The organism is Nonomuraea sp. NPDC005730, assembly GCF_040630865.1.
GTDB lineage: Bacteria > Actinomycetota > Actinomycetes > Streptosporangiales > Streptosporangiaceae > Nonomuraea.
In genome coordinates this window covers 20108-41483 of the sequence record NZ_JBEXYK010000052.1, presented here as the reverse complement: position 1 = coordinate 41483, position 21376 = coordinate 20108, and the positions used below count along the sequence as shown (strand labels likewise).

General features: G+C 71.1%; 21 protein-coding genes. 9 read left to right on the top strand and 12 right to left on the bottom strand.

The window, feature by feature from the left end; genetic code table 11:
- Nucleotides 1–8: 8 nt before the first annotated feature.
- On the top strand, nt 9–1640 hold the full coding sequence (locus ABZ444_RS38530; protein ID WP_358008260.1) for a hypothetical protein: 1632 nt from the start codon (nt 9–11) through the stop codon (nt 1638–1640).
- Between the two features lie 135 nt (nt 1641–1775).
- Here the strand turns inward: ABZ444_RS38530 and ABZ444_RS38525 are convergent, their stop codons facing one another.
- Nucleotides 1776–1997 carry a hypothetical protein gene (locus ABZ444_RS38525; RefSeq protein ID WP_358008258.1) on the bottom strand — a complete coding sequence of 74 codons (222 nt, stop codon included), beginning with the start codon at nt 1995–1997 and terminating at the stop codon, nt 1776–1778.
- A 95-nt stretch (nt 1998–2092) separates the two neighbouring features.
- Here ABZ444_RS38525 and ABZ444_RS38520 point away from each other — a divergent pair, with 95 nt between their 5' ends.
- The gene (locus ABZ444_RS38520; protein WP_358008255.1) at nt 2093–2668 is read left to right on the top strand and encodes a TetR family transcriptional regulator; all 576 of its coding nucleotides are present in this window, start codon (nt 2093–2095) and stop codon (nt 2666–2668) included.
- Between the two features lie 57 nt (nt 2669–2725).
- Here ABZ444_RS38520 and ABZ444_RS38515 read toward each other — a convergent pair whose 3' ends face one another.
- The 3 genes from ABZ444_RS38515 to ABZ444_RS38505 form a co-directional block, all read right to left on the bottom strand.
- Nucleotides 2726–3148: a DUF4267 domain-containing protein gene (locus tag ABZ444_RS38515; RefSeq protein ID WP_358008252.1), complete on the bottom strand. Its 423-nt coding sequence runs from the start codon at nt 3146–3148 to the stop codon at nt 2726–2728.
- Nucleotides 3149–3176: 28 nt separating this feature from the next.
- Complete coding sequence (locus tag ABZ444_RS38510; protein WP_358008325.1) at nt 3177–3587, bottom strand: cupin domain-containing protein; 411 nt, start codon at nt 3585–3587, stop codon at nt 3177–3179.
- Between the two features lie 71 nt (nt 3588–3658).
- Entirely contained in the window at nt 3659–4825 is a 1167-nt protein-coding gene (locus ABZ444_RS38505) for an FAD-dependent monooxygenase (RefSeq protein WP_358008249.1), read from the bottom strand.
- Between the two features lie 59 nt (nt 4826–4884).
- On the opposite strand from ABZ444_RS38505, the gene ABZ444_RS38500 reads away from it, so the two are divergent.
- Complete coding sequence (locus tag ABZ444_RS38500; protein ID WP_358008246.1) at nt 4885–5427, top strand: TetR/AcrR family transcriptional regulator; 543 nt, start codon at nt 4885–4887, stop codon at nt 5425–5427.
- A gap of 162 nt (nt 5428–5589) precedes the next feature.
- Here ABZ444_RS38500 and ABZ444_RS38495 read toward each other — a convergent pair whose 3' ends face one another.
- Nucleotides 5590–6387 carry a maleylpyruvate isomerase family mycothiol-dependent enzyme gene (locus ABZ444_RS38495; protein ID WP_358008243.1) on the bottom strand — a complete coding sequence of 266 codons (798 nt, stop codon included), beginning with the start codon at nt 6385–6387 and terminating at the stop codon, nt 5590–5592.
- 196 nt (nt 6388–6583) lie between these two features.
- A complete protein-coding gene (locus tag ABZ444_RS38490; RefSeq protein WP_358008240.1) occupies nt 6584–7309 on the bottom strand; it encodes a helix-turn-helix transcriptional regulator in 726 nt (241 codons plus the stop codon).
- A 76-nt stretch (nt 7310–7385) separates the two neighbouring features.
- Here ABZ444_RS38490 and ABZ444_RS38485 point away from each other — a divergent pair, with 76 nt between their 5' ends.
- The 5 genes from ABZ444_RS38485 to ABZ444_RS38465 all read left to right on the top strand — a co-directional run bounded on the left by ABZ444_RS38485 (nt 7386) and on the right by ABZ444_RS38465 (nt 13675).
- Complete coding sequence (locus ABZ444_RS38485) at nt 7386–8753, top strand: MFS transporter (protein WP_358008322.1); 1368 nt, start codon at nt 7386–7388, stop codon at nt 8751–8753.
- Between the two features lie 311 nt (nt 8754–9064).
- Nucleotides 9065–9988, top strand: coding sequence for a hypothetical protein (locus ABZ444_RS38480; protein ID WP_358008237.1), 924 nt, complete (start codon nt 9065–9067; stop codon nt 9986–9988).
- A 408-nt stretch (nt 9989–10396) separates the two neighbouring features.
- The gene (locus ABZ444_RS38475) at nt 10397–11314 is read left to right on the top strand and encodes an ATP-binding cassette domain-containing protein (protein WP_358008234.1); all 918 of its coding nucleotides are present in this window, start codon (nt 10397–10399) and stop codon (nt 11312–11314) included.
- A 98-nt stretch (nt 11315–11412) separates the two neighbouring features.
- Nucleotides 11413–12867 (top strand): hypothetical protein, encoded by a 1455-nt coding sequence (locus tag ABZ444_RS38470; protein WP_358008231.1) that lies wholly within the window; start codon nt 11413–11415, stop codon nt 12865–12867.
- Nucleotides 12868–12910: 43 nt separating this feature from the next.
- Nucleotides 12911–13675 (top strand): ABC transporter permease, encoded by a 765-nt coding sequence (locus tag ABZ444_RS38465; RefSeq protein ID WP_358008228.1) that lies wholly within the window; start codon nt 12911–12913, stop codon nt 13673–13675.
- Between the two features lie 390 nt (nt 13676–14065).
- Here ABZ444_RS38465 and ABZ444_RS38460 read toward each other — a convergent pair whose 3' ends face one another.
- From ABZ444_RS38460 to ABZ444_RS38435, 6 genes are all read right to left on the bottom strand, one after another.
- On the bottom strand, nt 14066–14428 hold the full coding sequence (locus ABZ444_RS38460; protein ID WP_358008225.1) for a nuclear transport factor 2 family protein: 363 nt from the start codon (nt 14426–14428) through the stop codon (nt 14066–14068).
- A 109-nt stretch (nt 14429–14537) separates the two neighbouring features.
- Nucleotides 14538–15812: an alpha/beta fold hydrolase gene (locus tag ABZ444_RS38455; protein WP_358008222.1), complete on the bottom strand. Its 1275-nt coding sequence runs from the start codon at nt 15810–15812 to the stop codon at nt 14538–14540.
- Nucleotides 15813–15933: 121 nt separating this feature from the next.
- On the bottom strand, nt 15934–16869 hold the full coding sequence (locus ABZ444_RS38450; protein WP_358008219.1) for an NADP-dependent oxidoreductase: 936 nt from the start codon (nt 16867–16869) through the stop codon (nt 15934–15936).
- Nucleotides 16870–16965: 96 nt separating this feature from the next.
- Nucleotides 16966–17565 carry a TetR family transcriptional regulator gene (locus tag ABZ444_RS38445; protein ID WP_358008216.1) on the bottom strand — a complete coding sequence of 200 codons (600 nt, stop codon included), beginning with the start codon at nt 17563–17565 and terminating at the stop codon, nt 16966–16968.
- Nucleotides 17565–18575: an aldo/keto reductase gene (locus tag ABZ444_RS38440; RefSeq protein ID WP_358008214.1), complete on the bottom strand. Its 1011-nt coding sequence runs from the start codon at nt 18573–18575 to the stop codon at nt 17565–17567. Before ABZ444_RS38440 ends, ABZ444_RS38445 begins: the two co-directional genes overlap by 1 nt.
- Before the next feature lie 162 nt (nt 18576–18737).
- Nucleotides 18738–19715, bottom strand: a complete 978-nt coding sequence (locus tag ABZ444_RS38435) for a DUF5937 family protein (protein WP_358008211.1) — start codon at nt 19713–19715, stop codon at nt 18738–18740.
- Between the two features lie 57 nt (nt 19716–19772).
- On the opposite strand from ABZ444_RS38435, the gene ABZ444_RS38430 reads away from it, so the two are divergent.
- A complete protein-coding gene (locus tag ABZ444_RS38430) occupies nt 19773–20978 on the top strand; it encodes an MFS transporter (RefSeq protein WP_358008208.1) in 1206 nt (401 codons plus the stop codon).
- The last annotated feature ends 398 nt before the right edge of the window (nt 20979–21376 follow it).

The window sequence follows — 21376 nt, the reverse complement described above, 5'->3', positions numbered from 1 at the left end:
AGACCTTCATGCCACCGATCCCCAAGCCCAACGTCTGGATCAACGCCGAGGACGACCCCTCGACGCTGCTGACCTACGCCCTGCAGACGAATCCGGCGCCGCTGGTGGTCAGCGACCCCGACGACCCGCGGCACCAGGCGTCGCTGGAGTTCGTCATCTCCAACCAGACGAGCGAAACGGTGAACGTCGCCGCCATCGTCATCACGCTGTGGCTCGGCTCGGCGGGCACCGACATCACGCCCAGCATGGACGGGGTCCAGAACATGATCTCCGACACCGCGAACTGGATGGTCCTGGGCCCGTTCGTGGGAGAGGTCGCCGCGAACTACCGGCTGGTGCCGGCCGCCGGCGCGACCGTGCCGATCGCTCCGGGCGGGTCGGTCTACCTCCAGCTCTACGAGATGAAGACCGTGCCGGAGGCGGGCACGACCACGATCTCGATCCTGGAGGAGACGGGGGCGCAGCCTCCCTGGAACGACGCCTCCACCGACATCCAGGTCACGACCTTCCCGTACGGGTTCTACTTCAACGGGCTGACCGCCACGACGGAACAGGACGGCTCGCTGGTGCCGGTGTCGCAGGTCGGCTACGGCGACTCGGTGACCCTCATCTGGAACTGTTCGGTCGTCGACACGCAGAAGGCGTTCACCGTCTACTACTCCAGCGCGGCGGGCCAGGGGACCGTCGAGGAGTTGCGGAACAGCAGTTGGACCTCGCGCCGGCTGTTCTGCGACACGGTCTTCACGGTCGTCGTCGACGTGGTCGGGCCGACCGGGGCGCCCCTGACGGCGGCGATGTCGACGACGGTCGCCGTACAGGATCCCGATCTCGTCGCCACGTCCCTCACGGCGGGGAGCGCGACGATCACCGGTGCGGCCACCCTCTCCGGTACGACGACCACCGGCACGCTCCTCGCCGGTGATGTCACGGCGAGCAGCCTCACCTCCACCGGCGCGCTCGGCGTCAGCGGGCAGACGGTGCTGGCCGGGGCGGGCATGAGTGCGGCGAACGTCAGCGGGCCGCTCACCGTCAGCGGCGTGGCCACACTGACCGGCGGGCTCGACGCGGCGGGCGGGCAGGTCACCATGCTCGGCCCCGTCGTGGCCCTCGCGGCCCCCACCACGACGGCCACCCACGTGAAGGCCACCACCGACGGATTCGCCGTCATGCAGATCACCTGGCCGAACACCAAGCCGTCCTGGGCGCAGGGGCGGATCAACCTGCTCGGGCAGTGGTTCGTCGTGGAGGGCGGTGTCATCGTCGCCCCTCCGGGAGGCGGGAGCACGCTCACCACCCCGAACGTGATGACGGTGCCCATTCCCGCCGACACCGACTGGTGGTACGACGGCGCCGCCATCACGTTCGGCAGCTCCGGGGGCGAGGAACCGGCCGGCGACAGCTCGATCATCCAGCTGTTCTGGTTCCCGCTCGGAAACGGCTCGATCGGCAACTCCTACGAGATCGTCCCGCTGGACGAGACGACGGAGGTCCCAGGGCCGCCTCTCGCCGATGTCGGCGCCGTGCTCCGGCAACGCGAGGCGCGTGCCCGTAACCTCGTCGACAAACTGTCCCGGGCCTTCGGCCACACCCTGGACGACGGCGTGCGGAACGATCTGGTCACGCTGTTCTCACAGGGCTGAGCGCGCCGATCACCTCCGCCTGGCGCATCGCCGTCCCACGCCTCATCCGTGGCGGTCAGCACGCCCCGCTCGACGATCTGCGCTCGCTCGCCGTCCATGCCAGGGCCTCACCGTCGCGCACGCGAGTACGGGACGTCAGCGGGGGCGCCGGTGAAAGCGGGTGTGGACGCGCAGGAGGCCGGGGACGACGGCGTACACCACGGCGGGGACCACGATTCCGGTGAGCACCAGGGTCCGCAGCGGAAGCGGCAGCGGTGCGAGGACGGGTCCCATCGCCATCTGGACCAGCATGATCATCGAATAGACCGACAGCCAGGTGATCGCGGCGCGCTGGTGAACGGAGGGAGCGGGAGTCATGATCAAGCCTTTCGAAGTGCATTTCCAACTCACTGGTTGGATAATGGCACCTCAGACTCCAACTGTCCAGTTGGATTTTCGGCTATGATTCGGCCATGGCCTGGAACACGGAGAGGACGCGGCAGCTCCTGCTGGACGCGGCGGTGCGGGAGTTCGCCGACCACGGCCCGGAGGCGGCCCGGCTGGATCGGGTGGCCGCCGCCGCGGGCGTCAACAAGGAGCGCATCTACCAGTACTTCGGCAACAAGGAGCAACTGTTCGCCGCCGTGCTGACCTGGGCGCTGAAACAGCTCGCCGAGGCCGTGCCGCTGGACGAGGCCCTGGCCGGCGACCTGCCGGAGTACGCCGGCCGCGTGTACGACTACCACCGTGAGCATCCGCAGTTCATCCGCCTGCTGCACTGGGAGGGGCTGCACCGCGCCGCCGGCCCCATCGCGGCGGGGGAGCAGCGCGGCGCCCACTACGCCTCCAAGCTGGCAGCGCTCGCCGCCGCCCAGAAGGCGGGCGCCCTGAACGCGGACTTCGCGCCCAGCGAACTGCTCCACGCCGTGATCGCCCTGGCCGGATGGTGGTACGCCACGCCGCAGCTCGTTCACATGATCATGGGACAGGACGGCGCGGACAACGCTCGCGACACCCTCGTCCGCCTGGTCGCCAAGATCGTCGCATGACGCCACCCCGCAGCCCGCGCCAAACGCGGGGAACGCCACGCGGGTGGGGCCGGCCCGTCAGGCGACGGGTTGCGGTGACCCGGTTCGGGAACCGCTGAGCAACAGGCCGCCGGCGAGGACGACCGCCGCGGCGGTGGTGCCGTGCACGCCGAAGGCGGTTACGGGGTCTCCACCGGAGAGCAGCACGATGAACATGTCGCCGATCGGTGTGAGCGCCGCGGCCAGCATCACCCACCCCAGGACCCGGCGGTTGCCGGTCATCAGGACCGCGAGAATCACCAGGCCGGACGCCAGATCCCGGACTCCCTTGACGGCAAGGAATCCCGCACCCTCGCCATGCGGCCAGCTTGGCAGGCCGAAGTTGGGCGCCATGGATTGAGGAGCCAGCAGATAACTCACCCCGACATAGCCGATGAACAGGGCGCCGACGAAAGCGAGAACGGCACCGACAGTGGTACGAGATGGCACCTTTGCGGACATCAAGAAATCTCCTTCAATGCTGATCGGGTCAGGACGCCTGGCGGCGCTGAATGCCAGGGGCGACGATGACGAGAAGGTCGGCTGTGCAGCCGGTGGCCGCGGCGAAGGCATGGGCCGTCAACGGGAGGACGGACGCCACGTCGCCCGCCTCCAAGGTCACGATCTCCGCGCCTGCCAGGACGCGCGCCCTGCCGTCCAGGATGTAGAACAGCTCGGTCGAGGTGGCGTGGTGGTGGGCCCGGCCCCGTCGGCGCCGTCCCGTTGCGCGCGGCGTACTGCTCGCGGGCCGGCTTGCCGATGTCCTCGTGCCTGGCTGTCCAGGTTGTCGACGAGGGGTGGCTCGGATGTCGCCGGTCTTGGTGATCTCCGTGGCCGGTCTGCAGCCGTGCCGGCATCTCGACGGCCATGTGAGTCTTGGTCGGCCGGCGGCGAACAGCATGGTCCTTGTCACGGTGATGCGCACCACCCGCTCGTCCACCTGTGTGTCCCGCGGGCGTCCGCGAGGTGTCATCAGGCGGGCAGGTCGATGGCGGTGGCGGCGCGGTGGATGGGCGCGACGACCTTGGCCATGATCCGGTCCTTGCCGGGCAGCAGGCCGACCAGGCGCAGCATCAGCATCGACAGGCGCACCTGGGAACGGCTCGACAGGACCATCCGCTTGATGTTGGCGGTGCCCAGGGCCTGGTTGGCCTCGACGAAGGAGCGCATCCGCGCCTCGTACGCGGGGAAGGCGACGGTGTGGTCGCCACCGGCCCGCTTGAGCTCGGCCGCCAGCACGTACGCGCCGACCAGCGCGAGGCTGGTGCCTTGGCCGGAGGCGGGCGAGGCGCAGTAGGCCGCGTCGCCGACCAGCGCGACCGGGCCGGCGTGCCAGGTGTCCATGCGCACCTGGCTCATGGAGTCGAAGTAGAAGTCGGGCGCGCCGGTCATGGCCTCCAGCAGGCGCGGCACCTCCCAGCCTGATCCGCGGTAGGCCTCGGCCAGCGCCTGCTGCTGCTCGCCGCGGTCGCCTGTCTTGCGGGCGGCGGCCCACAGGAACATGGCCTTCGCGCCGGTGTCCTGGCGGGTGCTGTAGAGCAGCGCCGTGCGACCCGGGCCGACGTAGGTGAGCTCCTCGCGGTCGAGCCCGAGGTGGTTGGGCACGCTGAAGATCGAGACGTTGTAGCCCATGTCGTGGACGAAGCGCTCCTCGGGCCCGAAGACCAGGGCGCGGGTGTTGGAGTGCAGTCCATCGGCGCCGATGACGAGGTCGAAGTCGCGGACGAGCCCGCCGGCGAAGGTGACCCGGGTGCCGTCGATGGCGGCGATGGAGTCGCCGAAGACGTACTCGACGCCGTCAGTCGCCTCGTGGAGGAGCCGGGCGAGGTCGCCGCGGTGCAGTTCGGCGTCCTGGTGGACGCGGCCGCCGAAGCTGTCGCCGTCCATGCCGGCCACCTGGCGGCCCTCGCCGTCGACAACCGAGCCGGTGCGGACGTCGGTGCGCAGGGCGCGGATCTGCTCCAGCAGGCCCATCCTCTCGACGACGTCGAGGGCGGCGCCCCGGATGTCGACCTTGTAGCCACCTTCGCGGACCTCGGTGGCGCGCTCGACGACGGTCGGGGTGAAGCCGTGCTCGCGAAGCCAGTAGGCCAGGGTCGTGCCCGCCATGCTGGCGCCGGAGATCAGGATGTTCTTCATGTCCCGAATAGTACGCACGTGTTAGACGGATGTGCAAGACGGATGTGTAAGATGGCGTCATGGGTAATCGCGAGGATCTTCTGCGAGGCGCCAAGCTCTGCCTCTACGAGAAGGGCTACTTCCACACGACCGCACGTGACATCGCCACCGCGGCCGGGGTCAGCCTGGCGGCGATCGGCTACCACTACGGCACGAAGGACGCGCTGCTCAACGAGGCGGTGGTGGAGGCGATGCGGGAATGGGCCGACGACCTGGGCCGGGCGCTGGCCGGACCGGGAGACTTCGAGACGACCTGGGCCAAGGTCATCGAGTCCTTCACCCGAGCCAGGCCGCTCTGGGTGATCCAGTTCGAGCTGGTCGCGCACATGGCGCGCACCCCCGAGTTGCGCGAGTCGTTCGCGGAGGCGGGACGGCAGGCCAGGCTGGGGCTGGCGGAGCTGTTCGGCTCCGACTCCGAGAAGGTGGGAGCTGTGATCCAGACCCTGATGGGCGGCCTGGCGGCGCAGTGGCTGGTCGACCCCGACGGCGCGCCGGCTCCGGCGGACCTGCTGGAGGGCTTGCGGGTCCTGACGGGGCGCGCGCCGGTGCCGTCCGAGGGGTGAGGCCGCGCACCGCAGGCGGTGGCGGTGGCGGTGCCGGCGGATCACGGCTCGCCGTGGCGATGCCACTCCCGCTTCAGCGCGAACTCGGCCGCCGACCCGGCCGCGGCGGCGGGCCGCCGCTGGTGAACGGGACGCCCCTGGGCACGGACCCGAGCGCCGGGCCTACTCCTCCGGCTCCCAGGCGCGGAGCAGGTCGAGCAGCCCTGCGTCTCCGTCGACGTGCAAGGAGTCGGCCGGGACGCGGTCGTACAAGTAGAGGACCAGCTCACTGGCCGTGCCATGGATGGCGGCGCCGGCTGCGTCCGGGTCCTCGCCGGTCGCGGCAGTGGGCGCGGGGATGCGGGCAGAACGTGCGCCGTCGCCGTCGACCGTGAGGCGCCAGGAGCGGCCCTCGGCGGCGTGGAAGTCGAAGGCTGTGGGCTTGTGCGGCCAGGCGCTGGACGTCGCGACGCAGGTGAACAGGAACTCCTCGACGCCGTCGAGGGCGACCTCGGCCGGCACTGGCTGCGGGGCGCCCGCGGCGAGCTGGGCGTCGTAGGTGTGCACCGCGCTCTCCTGAACCCGGTGCCGGGCGACTCCGCCGGAGCTCCGTGGCGTCTGCCGGGCACTCCACCATGCCCAGCAGCCGGCGTCCGGGCCCGCCTCCCGCAGCGCGCCCAGCAGAAGTCGCGTCGACTCATCCAGCCAGGCCAGCAGGGCCTCGCGCTCCCGCGGCACTTCCAGAGCGGCGCGCGCGGCGGCGGCCTCGGCCGGGGGAGCGTCGGCAGGCCCCGCGCCGACGATGGCGGCCCAGAAACGGTCTCCTCCTCCTAGGTGCTTCACCAGGTCAAACAGGTCCCACTCGGGGCAGGTCGGCACCGGTGCGTCGAGACTGGGCGCGGCGGCGACCGCGGCGCGGAAGGCGGTCGACCGTTCATGGATCAGTCGCAGCAGGTCAGGGAATTCCAGATTCTTTTCCACGCCGGATGTCTATCACCGTCGGTCCCGAGACCGGTAAGCGGAGCTGGTCGCTCAATGTGCACGAGGTCGCGGCGGAAGTGGTCAAGTGGCTGGGGCCATGCAGTAAGCATGCGGTCACAGATCGCGAAGAATGCGCCGGGAGGACGACACTCGGGTCCGTGTTTGCCCCTGGTGACACGGGCCCGAGCGCAGGGCCTCAACGACTGAGCAGGTAGCGCCGGGGTGTGGTGCCGACCGTGCGGCGGAAGGCTGCCAGGAACGCGCTCGCCGTGGCGTATCCAACGTCGTGCGCCACCCGGGACACCGGCCGCCCCTCGGCCAGCAGCGGCAGGGCGGCGCGTAGCCGTACCTGCGTGCGCCATTGGTCGAAGCTCATGCCCGTGTCGCGTGCGAACAGCCGCGTCAACGTCCGCCTGCTGACGCCGGCCGCACGGGCGTGAGCCTCCAGGCTGCGCGGGTCGGCCGGGTTGGCCAGCAGGGCGGCCGCCACCACCCGGACGCGCTCGTCGGTGGGCTGTGGCACGTCGATGGGCCGGGTGGGCAGCGGGCGCAGGAGGTCGGGCAGCACCGCCTCGGCCCGCAGCCGCGCGTCGTCGGGGAGGTCGGTGCGGTCCAGGTACCCGATCAGCTCGGCCAGCAGGCCGTCGACGCCGACCGCAGTGGGCTCGTGCCAGTCCAGCGGACAGCGCTCCGGCGCCAGGTACAGGCTGCACAACACCGCGTCGCGGGTCGCACCGGTGGCATGGGTGACACCCGCGGGCAGCCACAGCGCTCTGGTGGGAGGCAGGACCCAGTACACCTCGCCCACTTTTACGCTCAGGACGCCGCGCCGGGTCCAGGCGAGCTGGTGGTGGGTGTGGCTGTGCGGGGGGATCCACTCCCCCGAGGCGAGCGGGAAGTGGCCGACGATGATCGCGCTCATGTCCTCCATACGACACAGTCTGGCCTCATCGCGGATTGTGGCCAAATGCGGCGGATCATAGCGTCGTCGGGTGCCGATGATTGTGTTGTGTCTTGTCCAGTTCATGCTCGTGCTCGATGACACCGTCGTGAACGTGGCCCTGCCCAGCATCCGCGATGAGCTGGGCTTCAGCGCGTCCGGCTTGCCCTGGGTCGTCAATGCCTACTTCCTGGCCTTCGGCGGGCTGCTGCTGCTGTGCGGCCGGCTGGCTGATCTGCTGGGCCGTCGCCGCGTCTTCCTCATCGGGGTGGCGCTGTTCGGGGTGGCCAGCCTGGCCTGCGGGCTGGCGCAGGAGCCATGGCAGCTGGTGATCGGGCGATTTGTGCAGGGCGGCGGTGCTGCCATGGCCAGCCCGGCGGCGATGTCGATGATCACGTTGCTGTATCCGGGGCCGGAGGAGCGGGCCAGGGCGCTGAGCATCTGGGGCGGTATCGCGGCCCTGGGCGGGACCTCGGGCCTGGTGCTGTCCGGGGCGCTGACCGATCTGGTGTCCTGGCGTGGGATCTTCCTGATCAACCTGCCCATCGTCGCCGTGGCCCTGGCGTTGCTCCCCCGACTGGTCCCCGAGTCCCGCGCGCCTGGTCGGCGCCGCCTCGACGTTCCCGGCGCGGTCCTGGTCACCGGCGCCGCGGTGTCGCTGGTGTACGGGCTGCTGCGCGCCGGAGAGACCGGCTGGAGCGCCCCGATCGTCATCGGCGCCGTCGTGCTGTCCGCGGCCTTGGCGGCGGCGTTCCTGGTGGCCGAGTCGCGGGCGGCGGCACCGCTGGTGCCCGCATCGTTCCTGGCCTCGCGGACGCGGGCGGTGGCCAACGGCGCGACCCTGCTGTTCTCGATGGCGATGTACGCGATGTCGTTCCTGCTGATGATCCAAGTGCAGACCGTTCTGGGCTACAGCCCGCTCCTGGCCGGCATCGCCTATCTGCCCTACGGCGCCGGCATCCTGGCGGGCATGTGGCTGTCCTCCCGCATCTCGCTCAGGATCGGGACGCGCTGGGCGCTCCTGCCGGCGTTCCTGGTCAACATCGTCGGCCTGCTGGTGCTGTCCGGCGTGGCGGCGGGCGACTCCTACGTCGCCCACGTCCTGCCCGGCATGCTCATACTGAGTGTGGGCAACGGGCTGAGCCTGCCCGTCATGGCGGTGGCCGCGGTCGAGGGCACCACCGAGGAGGACGCCGGTCTCGGCTCGGCCCTGTTCACCTCCGTCCAGCAGATCGGCGGCGCCATCGGGGTGGCCGCGCTGGCCATGATGGGCTACTCAGGCGGGCTCATGGCGGGCGCGGTCTGCGTGGCGCTCGGCGCCGTACTCATCGCCGTGCTGCTACCCCCGCGGGTCAGCGGCCCGCAGCAGCCGGCTGGACATGGAGCCGGCGGCCAAGGCAAGCCGACAGCCGCGCCCCGCTTTTGAGCAGTCGCAGCTGCGCCTGAATCGGCGCACACGCCCGACCGAATGACCCGGCTGGGCACGGCCGACTGGTGGGTGCGGCTGCCCTCGGCGCTGGGCATGGCGGTTGCGACCGGAATGCTGACGGATCTCGGGCGGCGGATCGGGGGAGCGAGGGCAGGCGCGGTTGCGGGGCTGACCCTGCTCCTGCTTCCGTCGATCTCCGGTTCGGTCAGGAAAGCAGGCCGTACGCGCTGGCGGTCGCCGCTGCGGTCTTCTCCTTCTGGGCGCTCCACCGGGCCGAACGCGGGGACGGCCGCTGGTCGACCTACGCCGTGAGCGTCGCGTTACTGCCGTGCGCACATCTGTTCGCGGTGCTGGTGTTACCCGGCCATGTGGTGCTGACGAGACGCTGCCTGTTGTGGATGGCCGTCGGCTCGCCCCCCACTCTGCTGCTGGCCTGGCTGTCGGCCGGGCAGCTCGAGCAGGTCGGCTGGCTGACCCGGCCCGGCTGGGAGGGCTTCGTGCTGTTACGCAGCACGGCCTCCGCCTGGCAGCCGGCCGCGGATCCCGGCCATCTGCCGGCGCTTCTGTCCGGCTGGTTGATCGTGGCGGGCGGGCTGGCGGGGCTGTGGCGCCGGATGGCGGCCGGCGAGTGGGTGGACGGCGGCCGCTCGCTGAGGCTGGGGCTGGTGGTGTGGGGCGCCGCTCCGACGACGATTCTGTACGCGGCCTCCTACCTGGCCACACCGGTGTACGCCTCCCGCTACGTCCTGGTGGCCGCGCCCGCGTTCGCGCTGCGGCTCGGACTCAGCCGGGCACGGCTCCTCGTGGCCGTGGCATGTGTGCCGCTCGTCCTGCTCCCGCAGGTGCAGTCACGGCTTCCCGACGGACACGAGGTGCAGTACCGGGAGGCGGCCGACATCGTCGAGGCCGGCGAGCGGCCGAACGACCAGATCATCTTTGCGGCCGCCTGGTCACGGGAAGGTCTGCGCCACTATGGCCGCATGCCGCAGGACGTGAAGCAGGACCGGCCGGTGAGCACGAGGGTCTGGCTCGTCCGGGACGAGACCGACCGGCCGCTGCAGTCGGGCACCGCGCTGCCCTCTCCTCAAGGGCTGACGCCCGCGGCCGCATCGCAGGTGAGTCGGCTGTCCACACTCGGCCACGCCGCATGCCGGATGTGGCGGCTGCGCGGAGTCATGGTGATCCTGCTGGAGCAGCCTCGGCCGAGCGATCCAGTCGGCCATTTTCTGTAGGTGGTCCGATCCGCCCCGGAGGCCGAGTGCGGAGTTCGTGAGAGGCGTTGGCGACGAACCGGCGTTGCGCGGCGAACGAGCTCTCCAGCCCTTCCAGCAGCTCGTGCAGGCTGTCGGCCGTGATCCGGCGGGTGGCCGCGGTGAGCGTGGTCGGCTCGACCGGCGGGGTTCCAGGGTGTGCGGACTGGCTGACCCGTGCCCTCCGAGGCCCACGAGGTTGGTGATGGCCAGCAGTCCGACGGCGGACAGCAGGAACATGGCACCGTACAAGACGGTGAAGCGCAGCCGTACGGTGCGCGCCGGTCGTCACCGCATTCGCATGGGTTCCAGGATGCCGCGCCGGACCTGACAGTGGTGTGACAGCCTCTGTTCGGCCCGTGTTAGGGCCGGGTCCGTACAACCGATCGCATGCGAGCAACCATCGAAGTGAGCGGGCTGCGCAAACGGTTCGGCCCGACCCTGGCCCTGGACGGCATGTCGTTCACCGTGCTGCCCGGCCGGGTCACCGGGTTCGTAGGGCCGAACGGGGCGGGCAAGTCCACCACGATGCGGGTGATCCTCGGCCTGGACGCGGCCGAAGAGGGCCAAGCGCTGATCGGCGGACGGCCGTACACCAGCCTGCGCAACCCGCTCACCCACGTCGGCGCGCTGCTGGACGCCGGCGCGCTGCATCCTGGCCGCACCGCGCGCAACCACCTGTTGTGGCTGGCCCACTCCCAGGGCCTGGACGGCAGGCGGGTCGAGGAGTTGCTCCAACAGGTCGGGATGCAGTCCGCCGCCCGGCGCAAGGCGGGCGGCTTCTCGCTGGGCATGCGCCAGCGGCTCGGTATCGCGGCCGCGCTGCTCGGGGACCCGCCGGTGCTCATGCTGGACGAGCCGGTCAACGGCCTTGATCCCGAGGGCATCGTGTGGATGCGCGGCTTCCTGCGGTCGCTGGCCGGCGAGGGGCGGGCCGTGCTGGTGTCCAGCCATCTGATGAGCGAACTGGAGGACACCGCCGACCATCTCGTGGTGGTGGGCAAGGGCCGCGTCATCGCCGACACCAGCGTGGCCGACCTCATCACGACCGCCTCCCGCGGCCGGGTCACCCTGCGTACGGCGGCGCGCGCGGAGGCGATGTCGGTGCTGGGCCACGCCGGCGCCACGATGGCCGTGACCGATCGCGACACGATCGCCGTCTCAGGGCTGCCGTCGGAGCACATCGTGGCGGTACTCAACGCCGGCGGGGTGCCGTTCTCCGAGGTGGCGACGCACCGGGTGACGCTGGAGCAGGCCTACATGGACCTCACCGCCGATGCGGTCGAATACCGGGGAACGGCACGATGAGCACTCACTCTCAACCCCCCGCCGGGCGCGGGGGCTTCGGGCGTTTGCTGCGCTCGGAGTGGATCAAATTCAGGACGGTACGTGGCTGGGTGGTCGCCATGACCGCGGCGGCGCTGGTCACCGTGCTGCTCGGGCTGCTGTCTGCCTCCAGCAGCCACGCCTCCTGCGGCTCTGGTCCGGTCGAGGTCGCCTGCCCGCCGCCGCTGGTGGGTCCGGGCGGCGAAGCGGTGGACGACAAGTTCTCTTTCGTGCACCGGCCGCTGGCCGGAGACGGCAGCATCACCGTCCGCCTCACCTCCATGACCGGCCAGATCCGTAAGCCCGACGTCACCCCGGGGCAGCGCAACGTGGTTCCCGGCCTCGTGCCGTGGGCGAAGGCCGGCGTCATGATCAAGGAGAGCACCAAGCAGGGCTCTGCCTACGCGGCGGTGATGATGACCGGCGAGCACGGGGTGCGGATGCAGCACAACTTCACCCACGACGTGGCCGGCCGGGCGGGCGGCGTCTCCCGGCAATCGCCGCGCCGGCTCCGGCTGACCCGCTCCGGCGACACCCTCACCGGGTACGAATCCGCCGACGGCACGAACTGGACCCAGATCGGCACCGCAACCCTGGCCGGACTCCCGCAGACCGTACAGGTCGGGCTGTTCGCGACCTCCCCCGGGGATCTGACGGTCACGCAGGGAGATCTCGGCGGGTCCGTCGCGGCGGCCCGCTTCACCGAAGCCACCGGCGAGTTCGACCAGGTCAAGCTCCAGGGCAACACGCCCGGCGCGTGGCGCAACGACGACATCGGCGTCACCATCGCGCCCGACGGGTCGCAGCACCACCCGGGCCGCGCCAGCCAGTCCGGCGGCACCTTCTCCGTAACCGGTGTCGGCGACATCGCGCCGACCATCGAGGGCCCGACCCCCGAACGTCCCCTCAGCAGCGTGCTGACCGGCCTGATCCTGGTGATCGTGGTGGCGGTCATGTTCATCACCGCCGAGTACCGGCACGGCCTGATCCGCATCACCCTGCTGGCCGGCCCATGCCGCGGCCGGATGCTGGCGGCCAAGGCGCTGGCGCTCGGCCTGGCCACCTTCGCCGCCGCCCTGCCTGCCACCGCGATCACGTTCACGGTCGGCGGGCGGATTCTGCGCGACCACGGCAACGCCGTCCTCCCGGTGTCCCTGCTCACCCAGGTGCGCATCGTGGTCGGCATGGCGGCGCTGTTCGCGCTGGCCGCCGTGCTCTCCCTCGCCCTCGGCGCGCTGCTGCGGCGCAGCGTCGCGGCGGTCATCACCGCGATCGCGGTGATCGTGGTCCCGCACGTCCTCGCCACCACCTCGGTCCTGCCCGACAGCGCGGCGCAATGGCTGCTGCGCCTCACCCCGGCGGCCGGCTTCGCCATCCAGCAGAGCATCCCGCAGTACGCGCACGTGCTCGGCCACTACGCGCCCATCGCCGGGTTCTACCCGCTGCCGCCGTGGGCCGGCCTGGCCGTGCCGGCCGGCTACACCGCGCTCGCCCTCGGCCTGGCCGTCCTCCAACTCCGCCGGAGGGACGCATGAGACATCCCCATCGGGACGTGTCCTGGCGTCGCGGGAGGAGTGCATGAGAGAGCATCTGCATGCGGAGTGGACGAAACTCCGTACCCTGGCCGGCGCCGGCTGGCTGCTGCTCGCGATCGTGGTGCTGACCGTCGCCGTCAGCGTCGCGGCCTGCGCCGTCGTGTCCTGTGCCGCGGAAGGCTGCGGCTACGACCCCGCCAAGATCGGCCTTTTCGGGGTCCAGGTGAGCCAGGCGGCCGTCGCCATCCTGGCCGTGCTGGCGATCACCGGCGAATACGGCACCGGCATGATCCGCCTCACCCTGACCGCCATGCCGCGCCGGACCGGCGTCCTGGCCGCGAAGGCGATCATTCTGGTCGGCTTGACCCTGATCGCCGGGAGCGTCGCCGTGCTCGCCTCCGCGCTGGCTGCGCGGCCTGTCCTGCTCGACAACGGCTTCCCCGCCGACATGCTCGTCCTCACCAGCGGTCCCATGCTGCGCGCCGCCGTCGGCTCGGTCCTCTACCTGGCGCTGATCGCCCTGTTCAGCCTGGGGGTGGCCACCGCCGTACGGGACTCCGCCACCGCCATCGGGGTCGTGCTCGGCCTGCTCCACCTCTTCCCCGCCCTCATCCTCATGATCGCCGACGATGACTGGCAGCGGCTTCTCTGGCAGATCTCCCCGATGAACGCCGGGCTCGCCGTCCAGGCCACCACCAACCTCGCCGGCCTGCCCCTCAGCCCATGGGCCGGCCTGAGCGTACTCGCCGCATGGGCCACCGCGGCGCTCCTGGGCGGCGGTCTGCTCCTGCGGATGCGCGACGCATAGCCGTCAGCCGGTCCTCGAGCGACAGTGGGGCCGGACCTCCGGGCGGGGCTCCCCGGCACCGGCCATCCCACCGCGACTGGGACGGATACCACGCCATGACCACAAAGCTGCACCCCGGGCCCCACATGCCCGTTCAAGCAGCGCCTGGCCGATTCGATGACGGCGGCTACCGCCGCGGCAAGCCCCGGTGGTCCAGAGGCTCAGGGGCAGATCGGGCGAGGTGGTCCAGGAGCTCCCGGTGTCGGAACTGCAGAGCAGTTCCCGCGATCCGGATCGGTGCTTGATCTTGCCGGGACAGCCTGGTTTCCAGCGTCGGCCCGCCCGCGGGGGCGGGCGAACCTCGCCGGCGACCATCCGGCTGGCCGGTCGTCGGACAACGTGTCGGCTGTGTCAATCGGTCGTGCCGGCGTGCACGGCGATGATTCGCCAGCCGTGCGTCTCCTCGTACAGCCACGTACGGGTGTAGCGCATCCTGGCCTTGAACGGCGTACCGGAGACGGTCCCTTCGACGGTGCCGAGAAACCACGTCACCCCGGTGCGCCCATCGGCGAGGACGGTCAACTCCTCCTCGGCCACCCTCGTCACGACCTGCGTCCGAGTGCGGTGCAGCTCCAGGTCGTCCGCCTTGGTCGCAACGTTCGCACCGAAGGTAAAGATCAGCCGATCATCCAGCAGCCGATCCAGCGCCTCGACATCTCCGGCGAGCTGCGCGGCCTGGAGCCGGCGCTCGGCGTCCCGCAAGTCCTCCATCATGAGGTCCACCCTCCCAGCCGGCTCCGTATCCGCGCCAGGACGTTCACGCTCGGCTGATCTTTGCAGTCCGATCCGAGGACGACGTCCTGTCCCGTTGACACGTGGTCCATCAGAGATCGCGCAGGAACGGGACCAGCGTCCGGGTCAGCTCGTTGCGGTCGGGCGCGGCGAACAGCGGGTCCAGGTGGTTCATCCTCCTGTCGCCCGCGTAGGTGGCGCGGGGGATCCGGGAGTGCTCGACCACCCAGCGGGCCGCGGTCAGCTGGGTGCCCTTGTCGAGCCCGGTCTCGAAGGCGTACAGCGGCACGTTCACCTCGCGGGTGTGCCACAGCCGCAGGCCGAGCAGCTTGGCCGACTCGGTGTCGGCATAGGGGTCGACGGCGTCCAGGTCGATGCTGAGCCGCTTGGGCCAGTACCACTCGAACGTGGCCGGCTTAGGCCCTGCCATCGCCTCGGCGACCCGGTTGAGCGGGGTCATCCCGTCGTCGATCCAGTCGCCGTCCTCGCCCAGCCTCCCGGACACCACGGCCAGCGCGGGAGACGTGCCCGGGGCCGCCTGGACCAGCCAGCCGAGCAGGCCCGCGTTCGTCACCGGGCGCGGCGGGCGCAACCTCTCGGGGAGCCTGCCGGCCAGCGCCGACGGCTCGTGCGGGGCGCGGTGGGCGTACCAGGCGACGAGCTGGTACCAGATGGCCGCCGACTCCGGCTTGGCGCCCAGCCCGGTGCCCAGTGACAGGCCGGTCTCGAACGGCTCGCCCTTGTCCAGCTCGGCCAGGCGGGCCTTGATCTCCTCCGGCGAGTTGTGTATTTCGCCGCCCTCTCCTGTGAACGCACCGTGCACCCCGCCGTCGATCAGCACCAGCCCGTCCAGGTCCTTGTAGCCGGGCCTGCCGCGGAAGTCCCACGCGGCGTAGGCCAGGGCGGTCGTCGCGCCCCACGAGTGTCCGCCGAGCACGACCTGCCGTCTGCCGTGATCGGAGGCCTTCAGCACCACTTCGCGCAGGTCGTCCAGCGTCTGGCGGAGCCCTGTCTGCCTGGTCTCCCTCGGGCGCGCATAGCCCCGGTCAAGGTAGTACGTGGCGGGGTCCTCGGTACGGAATCCGGTGAGGTCGGCCAGCTCTGCCTCCCTGCGGTCGACCGCCCACACCTGTGTGCCCGGCGTACCGGCCACCAGGTCCCTGGCCAGCTCGCGGAACCCGTTGGCCGCGCCGTACCAGCCCGAGACCAGCACCACCACCTTCTCGGCGTTGGGGTCACCGACCTTCAGCACGTGCGTGTCGTCGATGGAGACGTACGGCTCGGCTGTCCTTGCGGCGTGGGCCTCCGGTGCGCCGCCGAACACCAGCAGCCCGGCTACGGCGGCGGCAAGCAGTTTCTTGTTCATCAGAAACCTCCCCTTTTGTCGTCAGGAAGGAGCGCCCGTGACTCTCGGAGGTTCCGGTGATTCAGCCCACAGATCTTCTGGTCGAGAACGGCATGCCTGCCGGCCACCTTTCTGAGCCCGGTCAGCCGAACCGCAGGACGAACCGCCCGCGAACGCCGCGCCGTTCGAGCGAGCGATGCGCGTCGGCGGCTCGGGAGGCCGGCAGTTCGCCGGCCACGCGGACGGTGAGCCGTCCTTCACCGGCGAGTTCGGCGAGCCGGTCGAGCTCGGCCGTGGCCTCGACGTAGTCGCGGACGAAGATCGGGACGACGCGGACCCGGCCGGTCCCGTCGCCCTGGTAACCGCGGACGGTGACGACGGTGCCGCCGTCCTTGACGGCGGGGAGCACGACGGCCTCCAGCACGGCGGCGTCGACGAGCCCGTCGACGCCGCCCGGGTGGTGGCGCCGGACCATTGCGGCGAAGTCGTCCCCCCGCGGCACAACTTCGTCGGCTCCGCACTCGCGGACGAAGGTCTCGTCCTGCTGGGCGGCGTCGGCGACGACGACCAGCCCGGCCTGCTTGGCGAGCTGGACGAAGTACCCGCCGACGGTGCCGGCTGCGCCGGTGACGGCGACCGTCGCGCCGGCCGGGAGCGCCAGCGTGTCGAGTGCGAGCCGGGCGGTGAGCCCGTTCATCGGGATGGTGGCGGCCTGAACGTCCGAGAGCCCGGCCGGGATCTTCGCGACCGAGCGTGCCGACATGACGAGGTCTGCCCGGTAGCCGCCGTGCGCACCTGAGGGCACCACGATGGCCATGACGGCGTCCCCGATCGTGAACGGGCGGTCGACGGCGGGGCCGATCTCGGTGATCACGCCGGCCACCTCCATGCCCGGCACCCGCACCGCGTCCGCCTCATCCTGCCGCGGACGAGAACGGATCATCGCGTCGGCCGGGTTCACCGTGGCACTGCTCACCCGGATCCTGACCTGACCGGGACCGATCGGTTCGGCCGCCAGGTCGAACTCGCCGAGAGCGTCCGGTCCACCTGGCCGCGTCACTCCGATTGCTTGAACCATGGTCGTTCGTACTCCTTGTTCGTTGCCGCCTGGGTGGCGATGGGCAGGGCCGACCGCGCCGCTGACGAGTCGCGGCGTGTGGTCGACCCGGTTCGGCTACGGCGATGTGGGGGCGTGCAGACCCTCCAGCAGCAGGCTGCACACCTCGTCGAGTTCGGCGCCGACGCCGGGGTTCTGCCATTCGGCCGCGTGGGCGAGGTGGTTGAACTTGGCAGTGGCGTTGAAGACCACGTGGGCGGTGGCCGCCGCGTCGTCGGTGCGGAGGCTGCCGTCGGCGGCGCCGTCAGCGATGATGGCCGTCAGCTGGCCCAAGAGGTCGGCGACGTGGTCGGTGGCGACGCTGCTGTGCGCGGCCGCGAGGATTCCATAGGCGGCGAACAGCTCCGGGTCCTCGCGAATCTTGGCCTGCTTCACGGCCAGGACGGCGTGCAGCCAGGTACGCAGTCGCCGCACCGGCGGGACCGCGCGGTCGGCGGCGATGACGGCGAGGGCGTCGCGGTTGCGGTCGAGCCAGCGCCGGGTCACGGCCTCGCGCAGCGCCTGCTTGGAGGCGAAGTGCTTGTAGACGGCGGCGTGGCTGACCCCGAGTGCCCGGGCGACGTCGACGACCGTTGCCTTGTCCGGTCCGTGGCGGCGCAGGATCTCCTCGGTGGCCGCCAGGATGGCGTTCGCGTCCAGCGGGGTTCGGGCAGGCATCAGCGTCCGCCGCCCGTTCGCTCGCTGTCCAGCAGCGCGAGCAGGGCGGGGGCGTAGCGTTCTCCCGCGGCCGCCCCTCGGGGGACGGCCTGCTCGATCGCGTCCAGGTCGTCCTCGGTCAGCCGCAGCCCGGCGGCGCCCACCGCCTCGGTGATGCGGTGCGGTCGGCCGGCCCCGACCAGCGCGACGATGTCCTGGTGCACGCGCCCCTGCGCCAGCACCCACGCGATCGCGAGCTGTGCGACCGTGACGCTGCGGGAGGTGGCGATCTCCCGCAGCCGCTCGACCAACGCGAGGTTGGTCTCGATGTTGCCGGCGGCGAAGCGGGGCAGGTGCCCGCGATGCCGTGCGTCGCCGGCCGACGGCCGCCACGTCCCGGTCAGCATTCCTTGGGCGAGCACCCCGTAGGCGGTGACGCCGATGCCCAGCTCGCGGCAGGTGGGCAGGATCTCATCTTCGACGCCGCGACTGAACAGTGAGTACTCGATCTGGACGTCGGTGATCGGGTGCACGGCGTGGGCGCGGCGGATCGTCTCGGCGCCGACCTCGGACAGCCCGATGCCGCGCACGTAGCCCTTCTGCACCATCTCGGCGACGGCGCCGACGGTCTCCTCGATCGGGACAGCGGGGTCCAGCCTGGCCGGGCGATAGATGTCCACGTGGTCGGTGCCCAGCCGCTGCAGCGAGTAGCCCAGGAAGTTCGGGATCGCGTCCGGTCGGCCGTTGATGCCGCGCACGCTGCCGTCCACACCGAACAACGCGCCGAACTTCACGCTCACCACGGCGCGGTCGCGATCGGCGGGTCGCAGCGCCTGCCCGATGAGCGTCTCGTTGTGCCCCATCCCGTAGTGGTCGGCCGTGTCGATGAACGTGATCCCGGCGTCGAGCGCGTTGCGAAGCGTCGCGATGCTCTGCTCGTCGGCGCTGCGTCCGTACGCGCCGGACATGCCTGCACAACCGAGCCCGACCGCACCCACACGGACGTCGGCGCCCAAGGTTCTCTGCTCCATGCGAGGAACGCTAAGCGGGGTTGGTAACAGATGTCAAAACTTGTAACTTGCTACCCTGGCCGTTACGGGCCCGGAGCGTGGCGGCCTCTTCGAGTCCCTGGTGCAGAGCCGGAGCGAGCTCGGCCCTCCGCAGGATGACGGAGGCGCCTGAGTACGCCCTGCTCATTCCCCTTCACGGGAGAGTCCCGAGCCGGTGACCAGGGCGTCGCCCAGTTCGGAGCGCAGGTAGAGGACCGAGCGGCCGTGGCGGGCGCTGGCGAGCAGGCCGGCGGCCCGGAGGGTGCGAAGGTGCTGGTTGACGGCCGAGGGGGTGACGCCCAGGCGGCCGGCGAGCTCGGTCGAGGAGGCGGGGGCTTCGAGCGTGGTGAGCAGCCCTGCCCGGGTGGCGCCCAGAAGGTCGGTGAGCACCGCCGGGGAGGGACGGGGCTCGGACTGCCAGAGCGTGCCGGCGCCCCGGGTGCCGTACATGACCAACGGGGGCTCCGACGGCGAGATGGGGGTCGTGGGGGCCCGGCTGAAGAGGGTCGGGACCAGGGTGAGGCCCTCGCCGCTGGTCGAGCGCCGGTAGCGGGCGTCGCTGATCAGCCGCATGCGTACGACCCCGTCCTTCAGCTGGACGCGTTCGTTGAGGTCGGCGAACATCGCTGCCAGGCCGTGGGCCGAGATGACCTGGCCCCGGTGGACCACGTCGGCCTGCAGGACCGCCCGCATCCTGGGCCACCACGGCGCGAAGCAGGTGCGCCAGTAGTCGCGCAGCGCGTCCAGGATGCGGGCCGACGGGTCGCCGCGCAACGGCTCGGGGAGCCGGGGGTGGACGGAGCGCAGGTCGTCGAGCACGCGGCCGGCGGGCACGCGGGCCAGGGCGGCGAACTCGTCGTCGATGCGGGTGAGCGGCGCGTGGGGGCGGGGCGACAGGTAGTCCGGCGTCCACATGTCGTCGTTGGTGAGCGCATGCAGCAGGGGCACGTCCAGCGTGGAGCGGACCTGCTCGGTGCGGCGCAGCCAGGGCAGGTGCACCGGGTAGCGGCCGGGGTCGCGGAACGTGCGCAACGACAGCGTGAGCTCGTTGAGCGGCGAGATGGCGAAGCGGACGTCGGCGACGTCCATCCCCGCGAGCTCGTATTCGATCAGCCCCGCCATGAAGCCATACGCTACATCAATTGGCGACAAAGGCCCTATCGCGGGATAAAGGCCCCCGTGATCCAGACGTTCTTCCCCAGCGACCGCGTCGCCCGCTCGCTGACCCTCAGCACGATGGCGTTCGCGCTCTCCAGCGGTGTCTTCTACACCGTCAGCACGCTGTACTTCACGCTCGTCATCGGGCTCGGCGTGCAGACGGTGGGTCTCGGGCTGGGTATCGCGGGCGGCACCGGGGTGCTGGCCTCGTACGCGGGAGGGTGGCTGGCCGACCGGTTCGGCGCGCACCGCGTCCAGACGGTGGCGACGGGGCTCAATGGGGTCGCGCTGCTCGCCTACACGTTCGTCTCCGACGCCGTCGTGTTCACCCTGATCGCCTGCATGGCGGTGATCATGCGTTCGGTGGGGTCCTCCTCCAAGCAGGCGATGCTGGCCCGGTGGTACCCCGGCCCGGAGCGGGTCGAGATCCGGGCCCGGATGCGGGTGGTCACGAACGTCTTCATCGGCCTGGGTACGGGCGCCGCCGCGGCGGCGCTGCTGATCGGCACCGCGGTGGCCTACCGGGTGGCGATGGTCGCCGCCGGGGTCCTGCTGCTGGCGGCGACCGTGCCGCTGGCCGGGCTCGGGCGTCAGGTGCCGGAGCTGGCCGCCAGGATGACCGCCGTCAGGCAGCGCGCCGCGTCCGGCGGGCCTTCGCCGCTCAGGGACCGTACGTATGTCGCGAGCGTGGTGTGCAACGCCGTGGTGGCCATGCAGTTCGGCCTGCTGACCGTCGGCGTGCCGCTCTGGGTCGCCACCACCGACGCGCCCACCGCCATCGTCTCCGTACTGCTCGTCCTCAACACCGTGGTCGTCGCCGCGCTCCAGGTGCGCGCCTCACGTGGCACCGACGACGTGCGCCAGGCCGGGCTCACGGTCAGGCGCGCCTCGTGGCTGCTCGCTCTCGCCTGCGGCCTGTACGCCCTGGCCGCCTTCGGGAACGTGATCGTCGCCTGCGTCCTGTTCGTGCTGGCCGCCTTCGCCCACACCATGGGGGAGATCCTGGGCGAGGCGGGCGGCTGGGGCATGGCCTTCGAACTGGCCGACCCGCGCAGCGCGGGCGCCTACCAGGGGCTCAGCCAGACCGGCTACGCGCTGGCCGCCATGGTCTCGCCGATCCTCGTCACCACCGCCGTCGAACACCGTACGGCGGGCTGGCTCGCCCTGGCCGCACTCTTCGTCCTGGCCGGCACGGGCGCCGCCGCGGTGGCCAGGCACGCTGCGTAGCGGGCCCCGACGGCGGTGGGCAGTTCGTCGGCCCGGGCCCGTCATGAGGCAGGGGCGGGTCGATGTTGACGTAGGTCATGGTCGAGCGTGGACCCTTGCAGGTGGTGTTGGCTCCGGGCGGGCTCCGGCGGGCGCCTGGATGCTCAGCCCGAGCTCACCCGCGATCATCAGGGCGTAGTGGCCCGCCAGTACCTTCTGCCCTTGCTTGATGGGATGTCCTTTCTGCTGTGTGCCGGCAGGTCCTCCACCGCCCGAGTTCCCACTGCACCCGTCGGGCTCTGGTGCGGGGTCGCATGGCTGAGCTCGGCCTTCCGGCACGACCATCGCGCCGCGAATCCGGCAGAACACCGGGCGTGCGGACGGGGCGGATGCCGCACGTGCGTATGGTAGGAAAAGTC